Annotated in this window: 13 protein-coding genes; 8 read left to right on the top strand and 5 right to left on the bottom strand. The window is 72.4% G+C overall.

The window, feature by feature from the left end:
- Positions 1 to 12 precede the first annotated feature (12 nt).
- Together BUE45_RS09165 and BUE45_RS09160 are read right to left on the bottom strand one after the other, a co-directional pair.
- Positions 13 to 1215, bottom strand: coding sequence for an McrC family protein (locus BUE45_RS09165; protein ID WP_073377641.1), 1203 nt, complete (start codon positions 1213 to 1215; stop codon positions 13 to 15).
- On the bottom strand, positions 1212 to 3296 hold the full coding sequence (locus BUE45_RS09160) for an McrB family protein (RefSeq protein WP_143173308.1): 2085 nt from the start codon (positions 3294 to 3296) through the stop codon (positions 1212 to 1214). Before BUE45_RS09160 ends, BUE45_RS09165 begins: the two co-directional genes overlap by 4 nt.
- Before the next feature lie 997 nt (positions 3297 to 4293).
- Between BUE45_RS09160 and BUE45_RS34065 the strand changes: the two genes are divergently transcribed.
- Complete coding sequence (locus BUE45_RS34065) at positions 4294 to 4719, top strand: DUF4259 domain-containing protein (protein WP_073377629.1); 426 nt, start codon at positions 4294 to 4296, stop codon at positions 4717 to 4719.
- Here BUE45_RS34065 and BUE45_RS33780 read toward each other — a convergent pair.
- Positions 4631 to 5311, bottom strand: coding sequence for an SWIM zinc finger family protein (locus BUE45_RS33780; protein ID WP_073377626.1), 681 nt, complete (start codon positions 5309 to 5311; stop codon positions 4631 to 4633). The genes BUE45_RS34065 and BUE45_RS33780 overlap by 89 nt on opposite strands.
- Before the next feature lie 190 nt (positions 5312 to 5501).
- On the opposite strand from BUE45_RS33780, the gene BUE45_RS09140 reads away from it, so the two are divergent.
- The 4 genes from BUE45_RS09140 (at position 5502) to BUE45_RS09125 (ending at position 10811) form a co-directional block, all read left to right on the top strand.
- Complete coding sequence (locus BUE45_RS09140; RefSeq protein ID WP_073377622.1) at positions 5502 to 5897, top strand: hypothetical protein; 396 nt, start codon at positions 5502 to 5504, stop codon at positions 5895 to 5897.
- A gap of 198 nt (positions 5898 to 6095) precedes the next feature.
- A complete protein-coding gene (locus BUE45_RS09135; protein ID WP_073377619.1) occupies positions 6096 to 6548 on the top strand; it encodes a movement TGBp3 family protein in 453 nt (150 codons plus the stop codon).
- Positions 6545 to 10273 (top strand): caspase, EACC1-associated type, encoded by a 3729-nt coding sequence (locus tag BUE45_RS09130; RefSeq protein WP_073377616.1) that lies wholly within the window; start codon positions 6545 to 6547, stop codon positions 10271 to 10273. The genes BUE45_RS09135 and BUE45_RS09130 overlap by 4 nt, the downstream gene beginning before the upstream one ends.
- Positions 10274 to 10430: 157 nt before the next feature.
- Positions 10431 to 10811 carry an ankyrin repeat domain-containing protein gene (locus BUE45_RS09125; protein WP_073377612.1) on the top strand — a complete coding sequence of 127 codons (381 nt, stop codon included), beginning with the start codon at positions 10431 to 10433 and terminating at the stop codon, positions 10809 to 10811.
- A gap of 67 nt (positions 10812 to 10878) precedes the next feature.
- On the opposite strand, the gene BUE45_RS09120 is transcribed toward BUE45_RS09125, so the two are convergent.
- The gene (locus BUE45_RS09120; RefSeq protein WP_073377608.1) at positions 10879 to 12351 is read right to left on the bottom strand and encodes a catalase; all 1473 of its coding nucleotides are present in this window, start codon (positions 12349 to 12351) and stop codon (positions 10879 to 10881) included.
- 41 nt (positions 12352 to 12392) lie between these two features.
- Positions 12393 to 12812: a Fur family transcriptional regulator gene (locus BUE45_RS09115; RefSeq protein ID WP_073377604.1), complete on the bottom strand. Its 420-nt coding sequence runs from the start codon at positions 12810 to 12812 to the stop codon at positions 12393 to 12395.
- Positions 12813 to 13046: 234 nt separating this feature from the next.
- Here BUE45_RS09115 and BUE45_RS09110 point away from each other — a divergent pair, with 234 nt between their 5' ends.
- The 3 genes from BUE45_RS09110 (at position 13047) to BUE45_RS09100 (ending at position 17045) form a co-directional block, all read left to right on the top strand.
- Positions 13047 to 13889, top strand: a complete 843-nt coding sequence (locus BUE45_RS09110) for a hypothetical protein (protein ID WP_245832924.1) — start codon at positions 13047 to 13049, stop codon at positions 13887 to 13889.
- 457 nt (positions 13890 to 14346) lie between these two features.
- On the top strand, positions 14347 to 15747 hold the full coding sequence (locus tag BUE45_RS09105) for a family 2B encapsulin nanocompartment shell protein (protein WP_073377600.1): 1401 nt from the start codon (positions 14347 to 14349) through the stop codon (positions 15745 to 15747).
- Positions 15748 to 15839: 92 nt separating this feature from the next.
- On the top strand, positions 15840 to 17045 hold the full coding sequence (locus BUE45_RS09100) for a family 2 encapsulin nanocompartment cargo protein terpene cyclase (RefSeq protein ID WP_143173307.1): 1206 nt from the start codon (positions 15840 to 15842) through the stop codon (positions 17043 to 17045).
- The last annotated feature ends 29 nt before the right edge of the window (positions 17046 to 17074 follow it).

The raw sequence follows: 17074 nt of genomic DNA, 5'->3' as shown, positions 1-17074 counted from the left end.
ACCGGATCGCGGTCAGTTCCGCACGGCCTCGGCGATGGTGTCGATCTGCGACAGCAGGGTCTCCGGGTCGGTATCCAGATCGAGGACGTGCTGGTGCACGGTCACGCCCGGACTGCCGTGCAGGCGGTGTTGTTGCGCCGTGGTCCCCGGGCCCGCGGCGTAGACCAGGTGCCCCTCAGCGAGGCCGAGCCGGGTGCAGTACGCCAGCATCTGGTACAGGTCGCCCGTGTGGCCGCCCTGGCCCCTGGCCCGCTTGTACTTGACGTCCACCACACCGGTCGGACCGGCGGCGTCCGGCGGCTCGTAGACGAGGTCGGGGCGCAGCTGGGCGGTGTGCGCGTGGTCCAGATGGAAGCGCCTGTCCTGGAGCAGGCACCTGCCTCCTCTGGCGCGCAGGGCGTCGGCGAGGGCATGGGTCACGAAGTCCTCGAACACCTGCCACATACGCAGGACCAGGCCCTCGGCGCGCAGGGCTCGATCCTCGGCGAACTCGTAGGAGCCCGACCTCAGGACGAGTTCGGCCAGACGTAGCGGGCCCTGGAAGCGGGTGTTCAGTCGACTGGGCCTCCAAACGGGCAACTCCTGGCCGGGCGGCAGATGCTCCACCCCTTCCAGGCGGATGAGGACCCGTCGCAGGAGAGCGCGTGTACCGGCCCGCGTTCCCGGGGTGCGAAGGAGTTTGCGTGTGGCCGTGAGCAGGATCCGGTTCTCGGCGATGTCCGTGGTGTGGTCGTCGTAGCGAATCTCCGCGGGCAGGGGCTGGCCGAAGCGGCGGCGGGCCTGGTCGGTGGTCCGCAGGCGGCCGCGGAGGACAGGCGCCGACTCCTCGACGGTCCGATACCCCTGGAGAACCCCCTGGCCGAGGGCCCGTTCGCACATGCGGGCGAAGGCATGGGCGACGACGGGAAGCAGGTCGTCGTTCTCGTGGACGTCCACCGCCTCCTGGTGCCAGCGCATGCCTCCCTGCGCGTAGCCGAGGAGGAAGAACAGGCGCCGGACCGGGAGCTTGGGTGTGATGACCAGGTCGATCACCTCCCCGCGGGAGGTGAGCCGCACGGACCCGACCATCTCGCGGTCGGCGCTGACGCACCAGTGCCCCTCGGGTTCCGGTGTCACCGTGACCAGTCGCGAGGCGGTGAGGAGGGCGGCCTGCGCGGCGGTGAGCCGGACGCCCCGCCGTGGCCTGTGCTCTGTCAGCCGCAGGGCGACCGTCACGACCGCTCGTCCAGTCGCAGGGCGGCGCTGCGCAGGGAGGCGAGTCCGTACCTGGCCTCCACGTCCGTTCCGTCGCCGTAGTGGTGCTCTTCGAGGAGGGGGAGGATCTGGTGGCGCCACACGCGGTCCAGGCCGGTGGGGGAGGAGTGGATCGACGTTCTCATCAGGTACGACGGGCCGATACGGAAGTCGCGGTCGTCGATCCGGTCGTTCAGTGTGTCCAGCAGGAGCGCCGGGGTCTCCGGCAGGTCGTGGTGTTCGAGCCATTCCCGCAGCACCGAGGACACGGGTGCGGAGCTCGGATGCAGCTCGGTGAACCAGAAGCGTCGGCGCATCGCGGTGTCGACGAGGGCGATCGAACGGTCCGCGGTGTTCATGGTTCCGATGATGATCAGGTTCCGCGGAAGGTCGAACCCGGCGTCTCCCTCGGACCCGTAGAGCAGCCGGACGGACCTGTTCCGGTACTCCAGCAGGAAGTAGAGCTCTCCGAAGACCTTGGCGAGGTTGCCCCGGTTGATCTCGTCGATGATCAGAACGAACGGCTCCGCCGGGTGTTTGCGCGCGGCGCTGGCGAGCGTGCGAAGAGGACCGGGGGTGAGGGTGAAACCCGCGGACCGCTCGGCGTCACCGGCGTGGGGCCGGTACCCCTCGAAGAAGTCCTCGTAGGAGTAGGACGGGTGGAACTGCACGAGCTGGCAGTTCTCCGGCCGGTCCCCGGTCAGGTGTCGGGCCAGCTCCTGGGCCAGGTGGGTCTTTCCGGTGCCCGGGGGTCCGTAGAGGACCAGTTGGGGTTTGTCGCGGAGCAGGTCGACGCACTCCGCGAGCCAGGCCCTGTCCATGAAAACGCTCCGTGCGAACTCCTCGGTGGGTTCGGGCAGGGCGAACTCCCGTTGCTTCGGCCGCCGGGGGCCGCCGACCAAGGCCTCCATCTCCTCGCGGAAACCGGTGAGTTCGAGCAGGTCGCTGTTGGGCGTGCCGACTCGGGAGGCCAGTTCGGCCGACAGGTCCTCGAACAGGTCGAGCGGTGCGGAGCGGGTGTGCCACACGACCTTGCGGACCAGCCTGTGCGGAGCCGAGGGAGCGTCGGTGCCCAACTCCTCGCCGGCCACCACGCCGAGGTGGACCTGTCGGCCGACATTGGTGAGGACGAGGTCCCCGGCTCGCATCTTGGAGACGAAGCTGTGCAGCGCGAAGACGAGACGTTCGCGCTCCTCCGCGGACCAGTGCTGGTGGAGGCGTTCGACGGTGTCACGGACCACTGTCTCGCCCACGCCCGGGCGCAGGGAGTCGGCTCCGTTCGCGGTCAGGGAGCACACGCCCCGTTCCACCCAGGATGTGTGGACGGAGTCGTCCCCGCCCGGGTCCGTGCCGCGGACCAGCCAGGCGCGGGCGGGGGGCGAAGCCTCGTCATCGGCCGTGTCATCGGCAGAGACCTGTTCGGTGAGCTGGGCCCAGGTCAGGCGGTGGCTGCTCAGGGTCCAGCCGCCGGGGCCGAGGATGCCGTCGGCGTCCAGCAGCGCGTTCGCCGCCGCCTGTTCCTCGTCCGTGAGGTGGGCGCACTCCGGTGTCCGGCCCTCCTCGTCCAGCACGCGGTGCCAGCCCTCGGTTCGTGTCGCCGACAGGTACTGCATCAGCGCCACGGGGTCCAGGCCGCTCACCTCGGCGAGGTCCTTCAGACCGACCCAGCGTCCCTCCGGGAGCGACTGGAGGACGTCGCCGGCCAGGTTGTAGCTTTCCTTGGCCCGTTTCCACTTGTGATAACGGAGTTTGATGAGCGGTTTGAGGTCGGCGTCCTCATCGAGTTCGGCCAGGGCGTGGCGTCCGGCGCCCGTCAGTTCCCAGGTTCCGTCACCGTCCTTGCGCATCCATCCGGCCTTGACCGCCTCCGCGGCCGTCCAGCCCATGTGGGTGAACGGGGTCGTATTGCCCGAAACAGCGTTCTTCCAGGCCTCCTCCAACCCGGGGTTCGCGCTCAGGACGAGGCTCCAGAGGGTGTTCTTGTGCAGACCTTCGGGATGCTTGTCCAGTACCTCGAAGAGTGTGCGGGTGATCCTGGCACTGAGTTCGCTGCGCGATGCCACGAAGGCTGCCTTCCGGGACGCGTGGGTCGGGGGAGAAATAATGAGCGTACTGGCAGGACCGCCCAGCTGTATTTCCTTTTAATGCCTTTGTGGGCTTTCGTGTCTGGAGTGGCCGAAAGCGGCCAGAGACGGAAAACCTCGAACGCGCGAGGGCTCCGGTCGGTACAACCTGCGCGGCGGGGTGTCGGCGGTCCGCGACCGAGCGGCCCCTCCCGCCGAGGGGAGCGTGTACGGGTGCCTCTTACGGATGGCCCGGTGGACAGGATCGACTTCCAGGACGACGTCACTGAGGAGGAGGCGGACCTGCACACCCGTGACCTGGTCCTCCTGCTCGAGGACTTGGAGGTCGACGAGGTCCACGTCGTGGAGGGGGACACGGTCCCTGGCACCCGGTCGGCCGACCCCGCGACTTTGGCCGGTGCCGTACTGGTCACCGGGATTACGACGACCTGGAGAACCTGCACTCACCGCACGCCGACGTCGCGGCCCTGTAGCGGGTCCTCAAGGACAACGGCCGCTCCGATCGGGTGGAGACCCTCCTCGACCCCACCGGAAACGGGGCCATGGAGGTAATGGAGGATGCCCTGTCCACGGGCTGCCCCGACGACTTGCTGCTCGTGTCCTTCTCCGTGCACGGCGCCAAGGACAAGAGGGGCCGTCTGCCACCTGGCGAAGGACACGCGTCGAACCGGCCCTGGGCCGGTTCGACCTCGTGGTGGTGGACGAGGCCACCCATTGCATCGTCGCCGACCCTCGTCCCGCTGCCGCCTGAGGAGGTCGCAGCCCTGGGCGCGGATTCGGCAGCCGTTCACACACAGGGGATCGTGCACCGCCACCCCAAGTCCACCAAGGCCCTGTCGCCCTGGGATGAGCCTGGTCGGTCGACTACGGGAGGGAAAAGGGTGAACGGGATCAACACCCTTTCTCAGGAGCGCGGGCAGGGCCGGACGGGACGCGCCGCGCGCCGTTGCCGGCCGGTTGCCGCGAAACGTTCGCGGTGACCGGCCGGCTACTCGCGTGCGGAGGACACGGGAAGGGACTGCGCACTTGGGACACCGGTCCGTTCGGCGATGACACCGCCACGGACTTCTGCGGGGATCTGGACGAGCCGGCAGAGCGCGAACGCGCGGGCATGATCCGCGATCGGCCGCCGCGTGCCGTCGAGGCCGAGGAACACCTTGGGGATCCGGAGGCAGGGGAGGCCGTCGCCGCGTCCGCCATGGTGGCGGCGCGGTGTCCTGGCGGTGACCCGCCGGACCCGCACTACGGGCCGGAACGCCCGCTCCCGGACCTGGCCGCCGTGCGCGACCTGGCCGCCGTGCCGGCACCCCGGGTCAGGGGCCGGTGGGGTCGCGGAGGTGTTCCAGGGCGGCGAGGACCTCGCCTTCGGGGTCCTCGACCATGTCCTCGGCGTCCTCGGTGAGGGTGTGCAGGAGGCCGGAGAGCTCCACCGCCTCCTCGGCGCGGTCGGAGGAGGCCAGCAGGCCGACGGCGTCGACGGCGCTGTGGACGGCGCGGGCGTAGTCGGCGGCCTGCTCCCAGGGGACGGGGGAGGTGAGGCGCAGGGCGCCTTCGAGGAGGGTGCGCAGGGCGGCGGTGTCCCCGGCGGAGGCGGCCGCCCGCACCTGGAGGTCCAGGGAGAGGGCGGGGGAGCGGTCGGCCTCGGCGAGCAGGAGGGCGAGGAGTTCGTCCCGGTCCAGCGAGCGCAGGTGCGCTTCGACGTCGGGGGCCGCGGGTGCGGTGGGCCCGTGCTCCTGCTCGTACAGGTGCACCAGGGCGACCGCGACCACGTGCTTGCAGCAGTTGCCCTCCTGCGCCCACGGGCAGTCGCAGTCCCAGGAGAAGCGCGTGCCGGTGTCCAGGCGCACGCGGTAGCGGCGGGTGCCGGAGACGGTGGCCGTCACGCTGTCGTCCCGGTGGAGGAGGCCGGTCACCCGGCCCAGGTAGTCGAGGCCGCGTTCGAAGGACTTGCGGCCGGCGAGGTCGTGGAGGGTCTCACGGGTCAGGGAGGTCATGGACCCATGACACCACGGTGCGTGGGCGCCCGACCCTCGGCGGTACGAGGGGCTCGGTCACGTGGGACGGGAGTTGTTCGCGGGATCGGTGTCGTGGTCCGGACTTTTGCCCCTGGGGGCGGCCCGGGGGCCCCGGTAGGGTCGCTCCACCGGTGCCGGGACGGCGGCGGCCGACTTTCCGGGAGGCAGCGTGTACGGCAGGGGCGACGACTGGGAGCGGCTGGTCGAGGAGACCACTCCCTTCCTGGAGGAACGGGCCGCGACGGACGCGTTCGTGACCTACGGGGAGCTGAACGGCGCGCTCGTGCAGCGGACCGGCCTGCCGCCCCTGGACTTCTCGCAGGACCGGGACCGCGCGGCGGTGGGCGCCCTGCTGTGGGAGGCCGTCGATCGCACGTTCGCCCAGGTCGGAGCGATGATCTCGGCGATCATGATCCGGCAGGAGGCCAACGACCCCGGGCCGGGCTTCTACGAACTCGCGGTGGAGAAGGGCCTGCTGGAGGCCGGGGCCTCCCCGGAGCGGAGGACGGAGTTCTGGCTGGAGCAGGCCGGGAAGGTGCGCGCCCACTACCGGCGGGCCCGCTGAGGACGCCCGACCGGCGCGGCCCTCCGCCGCCCGCCCCTCGCCGCGGTGGCCGCCCCGCACCCCGGCCCCCTCATTCGGTTGGCCGGTTCCGGTCAGTCGCACGAATCCGCTGCGATGCCGTCCCTCCCGTTGGTAGAACGTGCGGGTCGGGGGTCCGTGTTCTGTGAGGGCGCGGTCCCTTTCCGTGAGGAAGAGGGTGTGCGGGTGCCGCGGGACGAGTCGCTGGTCAGCATCGGTTTCGAAGAGGACACCACCGAGGAGGAGGCCGACCGGTACACGCGCGACCTGGTGCTCTTCCTGGAGCGCCTGGACGTCGAGGAGGTACGGGCGGCCGCGGGGGACGAGGTGCCGGGGACGCGGTCGGCCGATCCCGCGGCCCTGGCCGGGGCGGTGGTCGTGGCCGGGCTCCTGCTCAAGCCGGTCCTGTCCGCGCTGGTCTCGCTCGCCGGGACCTGGCTCGAACAGAGCGGGCAGAGGTCGGTCACCGTGGAGGTCGACGGGAACAGGGTGACGGTGCGGGGACGGGTCGACCCCGCCGACGTCGAGGCCTACGTGAAGGCGCTGCGCCCCGGTGGCGGTGCGCGTCCCGCCGGGGAGGGGCTCCCCGCCGGGGACACGCGGACCGCCGGGGCGGAGGGGACCGGAGCGTGAAGCGCACCGCCATCCTCATCGGCGTCAACCGCTACGAGGACCTCGACGACCTGCGCTCACCGCACGCCGACGTCCTGGCGCTCGAAAAGGTGCTCAACGCCAACGGCCACTACGACCGCGTCCAGGTCCTCCCGGACCCCTCGCGCAACGAGGCCATGGAGGCCCTGGAGGCGGCCCTCGCCGAGGCCGGGCCCCGGGACCATCTGCTGATCTCCTTCTCCGGGCACGGTCTCAAGGACAAGCGGGGGCGCCTGCACCTGGCCCTGCGCGACACGCGGCGCAAGCGGCTGGAGACCACGGCGATCTCGGCGGAGGTGTTCAAACGCCTCCTGGAGGACTCCAGGATGAGCAGCAGGGTCCTCCTGCTGGACTGCTGCTTCGGCGGCGCCTTCGCGGACGGGTTCGCCACGCGCGGCGCGCAGGACGAGGCGGAGCCCCTCGACCTGGAGCGCCAGCTCGGCGACGGCGCCGGAATCTACGTCATCGCCGCCTCCGGCGCGCTGGAACGGGCGCGCGAGGGCGACAACAGCAGGGGGGTCCGGCCCTCGCCCTTCACCGAGTCGGTCGTCCGGGGCCTGGCTGGCGCTGCCCCGGACGCCAACGGCGACGGGTGGATCGACGCGCTCGACCTCTACCAGCACGTCCACCGGGAGGTGGACGACGTGGACGGGCAGCGGGTCACGGTCTCGTCGCTGGGGGTCCGCGGATCGCTGGTCCTAGCGCGCCACACCGGGGCCGCCACGGCGACCGAACTGCCCGGACGCGCCGGCGGGCAGGGCCCTGCGGACGCCGCAGGACACGGCTCCGGGGCCGGGCGGGGAGCACCGGACACCGCCCGCGGCGGCGCCGCGCAGGGCCCGCCGCCCCCGGCGCCCGGCGCGTGGTCCTGGGCGCCCTACCTCGACTACCTGCGCGAGGGCCTGCTGCGCCAGACCCTCCTCCAGCAGCTGCCCGACGCCGGCGGCCCGGACGCCGCGGTCTGCGCCATGGGCTCGGAGTCCCTGCTCAGCCGCGCGCGGGAGAGGTGGGCCCCGACGGGGCGCGCCGACGACCTCGCCGCGGAGGCGGTCAAGGAGGGGCGGCCGCTGCGCTACGGCTACCCCGCGGTGCTGTTCGACCCGGTGCGCCGGGGCGGCGGCGCCAGGCGGACCAGGCCCAAGGTCGCCCCCCTCCTCGTCATGGACGTGGAGGTGGTGGAGGAGCCCGAGGGGCGCTTCCTCGTGCCGGTGGGCGAGCCGGAGCTCAACCGGGAGCTGCTGCTCTCGGCGGAGGCCGCGGGAGAGGAGGAGATCGAGGAGCTGGTCACCTGGTTCGAGTCGGACCGGCCCGGGGACGGTGTCGCGGCCCTGTCGGACAAGGCGCGCACCGTCTGCGGACGCCTGGGCCTGCCCGTGGTGGACCACCTGGTCGCGGGTGAGCTGCGGGAGGCCCTGGACCTGCGGGTCGGGGCGCGCCGCGGCGTGCACAACGCCGCTCTCCTGTACCGCGGGGACTCCGCCGCCACGGCGGTCAAGCAGCTCGTCGGCGACCTCGACCACCGGGAGGGCGGCAGCGGCATCAGGATCGGCTCCATCGCCGGGACGGCGCTGGGCGCGCTCGCGGAGCCCGCGCACGCCGTGCGCGAGCACGGCCCCGGCGTCCCCGCCGTGGTGACCGGGCACGGCAACTCCGCCCAGGAGGCGATCCTGGCCTCGGCGATGAACCGCACGCTCACCGTGGCCACCGGCGCCCCGGGCACGGGAAAGAGCGAGCTCATCACCTCCGTGGTCACCACGGCCGTCGCCGCGGGGCGGTCGGTCCTGGTGGCCTCGACCAACAACACGGCCGTCGACGAGGTGGTCGGCCGGGTGAACCGGATCGGTGACGGCGCGGCCGTCATGGTGCGCACCGGGAACAGGGAGCGGCGGGCGGCCGAACCGGAGATCCTCACCGCGCTGCTGGCCGCACCCCGGCCGCAGGCCGATCCGGCCACCGCCGGGGCCCGGTTGGCCGTCCACGGACGGGCTCTGGAGCAGGAGCGCCGACGGCTGGCCGACGCCGAGAACCGGGAGCGGCGCTCGGTCCTGGTCGCCGCGGCGCGCGCCCGCCTGCTCGACGGGCTGCCGACCGGGGTCTCCGCGGACTCCTTCGGGAGCGCGCCGGACCTGCGGGCGTGGCTGCACCGGGTGGGGTCGGCGCTGGAGTCCCGGTGGACCGGCCCGTGGCACCGGTGGCGGACCCGCCGCGCCCTGGGGATCGGGGGAACGCCGGAGGAGCTGGCCGCGGTCCTGTCGTTCCTGGAGGTCGAGCACGAGTGGCGCGGACTGCGCTCCTCCTCCGCGGCGGCGCCGGCCCCGGAGGACCTGGCCGCCCGCATCCGGGAGATCCGGGCGGAGCGGCGCGAGGTCTCCCGGGACTATCTGCGGGGCCGGGCGGCGGACACGCTCCACCGGGGCCGGGGCGTCATCGAGGGCCGCCTGCGCGACCTGGCCTCGAAGCAGAACTCCTGGAAGGGCATGCGCGCGCTGGTGCGCGCCGTCCCGGCCTGGGCCACCACGTCCCGGTCGGTGCGCGGCGTGTTCCCCCCGGACCCGGGCCTGTTCGACCTCGTGGTGGTGGACGAGGCCACCCAGGGCACCGTCGCCGACCTCGTCCCGCTGCTCTACCGGGCGCGGCGCGCCCTGGTCATCGGTGACCCCCACCAGCTCCAGCCGGTCGATCCGCTCGTCCCGGAGGACGACCGCCGCCTCCAGGCGGCGCACGGGCTGGACCGCACCGATCTGGGCGAGCGCTCGCTCGGGCTCACCGGCGCCTCGGCCTACCACGCCGCCGCGTCGGCGCTGGTGGCGGGCGGCGGGGAGGTGCTGTGGCTGGACGAGCACTACCGCTGCCATCCCGACATCATCGCCCCGGTCAACCGGCGGTTCTACGGCGACCGCCTGTCGGTGCGCACCGACACGGCGGCGCTGGCGGCGCCCGCGGATCCGGCCGTGCGCTGGATCGACGTGCGGGGGAGCTGCGAGCGCCCGGAGCGGGGCTCGTGCCTCAACCGGGTCGAGGGGGAGGCGGTGCTCGTGCTGCTGCGGGAGCTCTGGCGGACCCTGCCCGCGGACGCGGGCATCGGCGTCGTTTCGCCGTTCGCCGCCCAGGTCCGCTGGTTGGAGGAGAACCTGGGCGGGCAGGCGGCCGAGAGGATCCGGGTCGGGACGGCCCACCGGTTCCAGGGCGGCGAGCGGGACGTCGTCGTGATCTCGCCGACGGCGGCCGCGGGGGTGCACCGCAACGCGGGGCAGTGGGCCCTGAACAGCCAGAACCTGTGGAACGTCGCGGCGACACGGGCCCGCTCGCGGCTGTACGTCGTGGGCGACCTGCACTACTGGCGGGAGAAGGGCGGCCTGCTCGCCGACCTCGCCTCCCTCGGCACCGCCGGGCGCGGGTACGACCTGGGGGAGGCGGGGAGCCGCCTGTTCGAGGCGCTGCTGGAGCGGGGGCGGGACCCGCGGGTCGGGCACCGCGTCGGGGGCTACCTGTGCGACATCGTGGTGCCGGGACCGGACGGGGAGACGGCCGTGGTCCTCGACGGGGCGGAGCCGGACACCACCGGTTCGCCGGTCCCGGGCCGGGCGCTGGAGCGCACCCTGGACCGGGTCGGGCTGTTCGCCGCGGTCTCGGGGATGCGGACGGTGCGGGTGCCCGCGTGGCGGTGCCTGGCGGAACCGGACGCGGTGGCGGCCGAACTGGGGTGAGGCGGGGCCGGCGCGGACGACGGCCGGAGCGGGACGGGGACCGGCGGGGGAGGCGCGTCGCTCCCGACGCGACCGGGAAAGCGGCGGCCGCCCTCCCCGGCCCCGAGGCGTGCCGTGCCGGAACGGGGCGCGGGGCCGCGGTCCCTAGCATGGGGGGATGGACACACCACTCTCTCCGGAGCAGACCGAACGCGTCGTCGCGCTGGCCATGGACCTGGCCAGGGAGGGGCGGACGGGGGAGCTGCTGGAGTTCCTCGACCACGGGCTGCCCGTGGACGCCCGCGACGGGGACGGCAACACGCTGCTGATGCTGGCCGCCTACCACGGTCGGGAGGAGGCGGTCGCGGCGCTCGTCGGGCGCGGGGCCGACGTCGACCTGCGCAACGGCCGGGACCAGTCGCCGGTGGCCGGGGCGCTGTTCAAGGGGGAGGAGGGCGTGGTGCGGGCGCTCGTCGCGGCGGGGGCCGACCTCGACGCGGGGACCCCCTCCGCCCGGGACGCGGCCGCGATGTTCGGCCGCACCGACCTGCTGCCCTGAGGACCGGACGCGAGGGGGCCGGCGCGGTCGGGTGACCGCGCCGGCCCCCGCGGGCCGTTCAGGGCGTTCAGGCCCGCTTGGCGGCCTGGTGGGCCTCGATCGCCTTGCGCACGCCCTCACCGTAGGCCGGGTCGGCCTGGGTGCAGTTGGCGATGTGGCGCTCGACGGTGGCCCGGGAGGCGCCGTCGATCGCGCGCGCGGTGTTCTCGAACAGCACCTGCCGCTGCTCCGGGCCCATGCCGCGGAACAGGTCGCCGGGCTGCTCGAAGTAGTTGGCGTCGTCCTCGCGGTAGTCGAACCGGTCGGCCGTGCCGCCCACGCCCAGCGGCGGCTCGGCGTAGGCGGGCTGCTCCTGCCAGCGGCCGTAGGAGTTGGGCTCGATGCCCGGGACGCCGCCCTGGTTGCCGTCCACGCGCATGGCGCCGTCGCGGTGGTAGGTGTTGACCAGCCGGGCGCCGCGCGGGTGGTTGACCGGGATCTGGTGGTGGTTGACGCCCAGGCGGTAGCGGGCGGCGTCGCCGTAGGAGAACAGGCGGCCCTGGAGCATGCGGTCCGGGGAGACGCCCACGCCGGGGACCAGGTTGGCCGGGGTGAAGGCGGCCTGCTCCACGTCGGCGAAGTAGTTCTCGGGGTTGCGGTTCAGCTCGAACTCGCCGACCTCGATGAGCGGGTAGTCCTTCTTGGACCAGACCTTGGTCAGGTCGAAGGGGTGGAAGCGGTAGTCCGCGGCCTCGGCCTCGGGCATGACCTGGACGTAGAACGTCCACTTGGGGTTCTCGCCGCGCTCGATGGCCTCGAACAGGTCGCGCTGGGCCGACTCGCGGTCCTGCGCGATGACCTCGCCCGCCTCCTGGTCGGTGAGGTTCTCGATCCCCTGCTGTGTGCGGAAGTGGAACTTCACCCAGAAGCGCTCGTTCCCGGCGTTGACGAACGAGAAGGTGTGCGACCCGAAGCCGTGCATGTGGCGGTAGCTCGCGGGGATGCCGCGGTCCGACATGACGATGGTGACCTGGTGCAGGGCCTCGGGGAGGTTGGTCCAGAAGTCCCAGTTGTTCTCGGCCGAGCGCATGTTGGTGCGCGGGTCGCGCTTGACCGCGCGGTTGAGGTCGGGGAACTTCAGCGGGTCCCGGAAGAAGAACACCGGGGTGTTGTTGCCGACGATGTCCCAGTTGCCCTCTTCGGTGTAGAAGCGCAGGGCGAAGCCGCGGATGTCGCGCTCGGCGTCGGCGGCACCGCGCTCGCCGGCGACGGTGGAGAAGCGGGCGAACATCTCCGTCCGCTTGCCGACCTCGGAGAAGAGGGCGGCCCTGGTGTAGCGGGTGATGTCCTGTGTGACGGTGAAGGTGCCGAAGGCGCCGGAGCCCTTGGCGTGCATGCGGCGCTCGGGGATGACCTCGCGGTCGAAGTGCGCGAGCTTCTCCAGGAACCACAGGTCCTGGAGCAGCATGGGGCCGCGCGGTCCGGCCGTCAGGCTGTTCTGGTTGTCGGCCACCGGGGCGCCGTGGGCCGTGGTCAGGGGCTGGGTGTTGTCGTGCGACATGGGTTCCTTGATCTGTCGTCGTGAACCGCCCGGCGGGCGGTTCAGGCCTCGCGGCAACGGGGGCAGGTCCCCCAGTAGACGACCTCGACCTCGTCGATGGCGAAGCCGTGGTCGTCGGAGGCCCCGATGCAGGGGGCCGATCCGGTGGCGCAGTCCACGTCCTCGATCGCTCCGCAGGAGCGGCAGACCACGTGGTGGTGGTTGTCTCCCACGCGGCGCTCGTAGCGCGCGGGCGACCCCTCCGGTTCGATGCGCCGGACCAGGCCCGCCTCGGTCAGGGCCCGCAGGACGTCGTACACCGCCTGGGTGGACACGGCGCCGAGGCGTGCGCGGACCAGGCGGGCCACGGTGCCCGCGTCGGAGTGCGGGTGGTCTCCGACGGTGTCGAGCACGGCGAGCCTGGGTCCGGTCACGCGCAGCGAGGCTCCTCTCAGGGCCGCCTCCGTGTCGGTTCGGTGCATGGGGCCCAGTTAACCACTTTTCTGGAGTGATTCAAGTAAAAGAACGAAAAAAGTCCGATCGTCGGATGAAAGAGGGGGCGATGGGCCCGAACCGGTCGCCGTGGCCGGGCCGCCCCGCCCCGGCGGTCGTGCGGGAGGGGGCGGGTGGGGCGGTCGGGGCGGGAAGTGTCGTGGTGTTGCGATAAAACTGGGCGAAGTTCGCAAATCCCCCGACAACTGAAGACGGGAACCACCGTGCCCCTGACCCCCGTGCCCCCTGCCCCGCGCGTGGTGCTGATCGCGGCGCTGGCCGCCGCCCTCACCGGCTGCGCCCCCGCCGAGCGCCTGCTGGACGACGTCGTCCGCGATGTGACCGGCTACCCCCTCTCCTTCGACGAGGTCGACCGGGACGACCCGTTCGGCGGGACCGAGGCGCAGGACTACGGCGAGGGGTTCGCCGTCCCGGAGGCGGCCGGTCTCGGGGACTACCCCGCCGGCCGGGTCCAGCTCGCCTACGACATCACCGGCGACCTGCTGGAGGCCGTGTACCTGGACGAGGAGGCGGTGTTCGGGGGCGGGGACGGGCGGTTCCGGCAGCTGCTCGACCGCCGCAGCCGGGAGTGGTACGACGAGCACGCCGGGCACGAGGACCCCCTGATGGACAGCCGGAACCTGCTGTTCCACCTGACGCCCGGGACCGCCGAGCCGATCGGCGACGTGGTGAAGGTCGACGGCGGCATGCGGGCGGAGGTCGCCGAGGACGAGAACGGGTGGCGGTACCTGGCGGTCCACACCGAGTACACGATCGTGCACCCCGTCGCCCGGCCCGGGGAGAGGGTGTCGGTGCGGCTGGTCACCTCGCACTACGGCCAGGTGTCCTTCTACGGGGACGGCGAGGGCGGCTGGGAGGTGCTGCCCGCCTGGTGGCGCGCGGTCGGTCCGGTGCACTGCCTGGACGACCAGGTCACGTTCACCCCCGCCTACGCCGACGAGATGCCCGAGGGCGAGCGGCCCCGGGGGCTGATCGAGGACGACCCCTACGACCTGGACGCCGGCCGGGGGCTGGAGGGGGACTGCGGGGCGATCCGCGGTACCTGAGCACCGTCCCCCGGTGACCGGAATACCGGCTCGGGGGCCGACCGAGACCCGGGCGTGCGGCCGCGCCCCCCTGGCGGGGGCGCGGCTTTTGCGTGCGCCGGGGGTTTTTGCGGCCGGCGCGGGCGCGGGCCTTGGCCGGGGATGTTTCGTGATCTTTCGGTTGTGTCCGTGATGGAGGGAACGAAAAGAAATTCGAAGGTTTATTTTAAGGGTCTTCGTAGGTTTGGGTTATGGAATCCCGGAACGCCGTGATTCGCGGGGAAAATCCTGCGTTCGCTTGCGGGGTCCGTCGCGCCTCCTCTAGCGTGATCAGCGCTTTCATGGTCGGAGGTGCGCATTCGTGCGGCACTTCCTTTGTTGCCGTGATCGACCGAATCGAACCTTTTCCTCCTTGTTCCGGGGTCCCTTTTGTCGGGTGCGGAACGGGGACCCTCACACGACACAGGAGAGAGGGCCGATGACGACCGAAGCCCCCGAGGTGCGTACCGGTCAGCAGAAGAGCCTGAGCACCGCCGCCGCGCGGAATCTGGCCACCACCACCAAATCCGCCCCGCAGATGCAGGGCAAGAGCTCCCGCTGGGTGCTCAAGACCCTGCCCTGGGTGCAGACCGAGGGCGGCGTCTACCGGGTCAACCGGCGGTTGACCTACACCCTCGGCGACGGCCGCATCGAGTTCCACCAGACGGGTTCGCGCGTCCAGGTCATCCCCCGCGAGCTCGGCGAGCTGGCCCTGCTGCGCGGCTTCGACGACGAGGAGGTGCTCACCGACCTCGCCGGCCGCTTCGAGCAGCGGGAGTTCGAGCCGGGCCAGATCCTGGTCTCGGAGGGCGACACCGTCGACCGCCTGTACCTGATCGTGCACGGCCGGGTGAGCCGGATCGCGACCGGCCGCTACGGCAGCACCGACCGGCTCGACGTGCTCGCCGACGGCGACCAGTTCGGCGAGCAGTACCTGCTGGAGGACGCCCCGACCTGGGACTTCACCGCCCGGGCCGACACCGCCGGCATGGCGCTCACGCTGACCCGGCAGGAGTTCGCCCAGGCCCTGGACCGCTCCGAGTCGCTGCGCTTCCACGTGGAGCTGTTCGGCGCGCTGCCCCAGCACAGCCAGAACAAGTACGGCGAGGCCGAGATCGAGCTGTCCTCGGGCCACGACGGCGAGTACGAGCTGCCGCAGACGTTCGTGGACTACGAGCTCAACCCCCGCGAGTACGAGCTGAGCGTCGCCCAGACCGTGCTGCGCGTCCACAGCCGGGTCGCCGACCTCTACAACAAGCCGATGAACCAGACCGAGCACCAGCTCCGGCTGACCATCGAGGCGCTGCGCGAGCGCCAGGAGAACGAGCTGGTCAACAACCCGGACTTCGGCCTGCTCCACAACGCCGACTTCGGCCAGCGCATCCAGGCGCAGGAGGGCCCGCCCACCCCGGACGACCTCGACGACCTCATCACGATGCGCCGCAACACCCAGTACCTCTACGCCCACCCCAAGGCGATCGCGGCGTTCGCCAAGGAGTGCAACAAGCGCGGCCTGTCCCTGGACACCGCCGAGATCAACGGCAACCGGGTGCCCGCCTGGCGCGGGATCCCCCTGCTGCCCTGCGGCAAGATCCCGGTGACCGAGCACCGGACCTCCTCGATCATCGCGGTGCGCACCGGCGAGGACAACGAGGGCGTCGTCGGCCTGCACCAGACCGGGCTGCCCGACGAGGTCGAGCCCGGCCTCAACGCCCGGTTCATGGGCATCGACGACAAGGCGGTCATCGCCTACCTGGTCAGCACCTACTACTCCGCCGCGATCCTGGTCCCCGACGCCGTCGGGGTCCTGGAGAACATCGAGGTCAAGCCGCGTGCCTGACGCTCCGCCGACACTGCCGACGCGGTCGGCCCCGGCGATGCCGACCTCGCAGGCATCGCCGCGGACGACACCGACGAAGGAGGGGTGAGACGGTGTCCTCGCTGTCCAGGATGTTCGCGGCTCCCGCCGCGCCCGAGACGGCGGCGCTGGTGGACGCGCTGCTGCGCGACCCCAGACGCCCCGGCCCCGCCGAGCTGCCGGTGCGGGGCCGACCGGGAGCGGGAGCGCTCTCCCTGCCGGTCCACCCGCCGGGCCTGGTCCCGGCGGGCCCCGCCGCGGAACCCGCCGGACCCGGCTCCCGGGTCGCGGGCGGGGAGGCGGACCCCGTGCCCGTCCTGTACTGCCCCCCGGCGGTGCGCGACGACCCGGCCCTGGGGGACGAGGTGGACGACCGGCTCGTGGAGTGGGCCGCCGAGGTGGGCGTCTACCCCGGTCAGCTCGACCGGGTGCGGACCGCCGGGTTCGGGCGGCTCATCATGCTCGCCCACCCCGAGACCGACGACCCCGACCGCCTGCTGGCGGCGGCCAAGTGCGCCCTGGCCGAGTGGTCGGTGGACGACCACTACGTGGACGGGGAGGTCGAGGAGGCGCGGCACGACCTGCTCGGACAGCGCCTGGCCATCGCCCACTCGGTGATCGACCAGGCCCACCTGCCCCGGCGCTACGCACCGGTGCTGGAGGAGGTGGTGCAGGCCGACCCGGTGGCGGTGGCCCTGCGCTCCAGCATCGAGAACCTGGGCAGGTACGCCACCTGGCAGCAGGTGCGCAGGCTCCGCCACGAGCTGGCCATCATGTTCGTCGCCTACAACCAGGAAGGCGTCTGGTACACGAGCGGGCAGCGGCCGCCGGTGTGGGAGTTCCTCATGCACCGGCACGAGAACAGCTTCGTGCCCTGCATGGCCCTCATCGACCCGGTGGCCGGGTACGAGCTGCCCGCCGAGCAGTTCGGCCGCCCCGAGGTCCGGCGGGCGTTCACCCTGGCCGGGTCCGCCAGCGTCATCGTCAACGACCTCTACTCCATGGGCAAGGAGGACGTCGACGACTTCAGCCTGCCCCGCCTCATCGAGACCGAGGACGGCTGCTCGGCCCGGGAGGCGATGGTGCGCACCGTCGAGATCCACGACGAGCTCATGCACACCTTCGAGGCCGAGGCCGCCGGACTGGCCGCCACCGGTCCGCCCGAGCTGGGCCGGTTCCTGTGGGGCCTGTGGGCCTGGATGGGCGGCAGCCGCGAGTGGCACGCCAGCACCGCCCGGTACCACCGCCCCGAGCAGGCCGCCGCGGCCGGACACGCCTGAGGTTCCGGACCGCCCGGCCGGCCCCCGAG

The sequence above is a fragment of the Nocardiopsis flavescens genome (assembly GCF_900141985.1).
Classification (GTDB): domain Bacteria; phylum Actinomycetota; class Actinomycetes; order Streptosporangiales; family Streptosporangiaceae; genus Nocardiopsis; species Nocardiopsis flavescens.
Note: the sequence above shows the minus strand (reverse complement) of the source record. Positions and strands in the feature narration are given on the sequence as shown.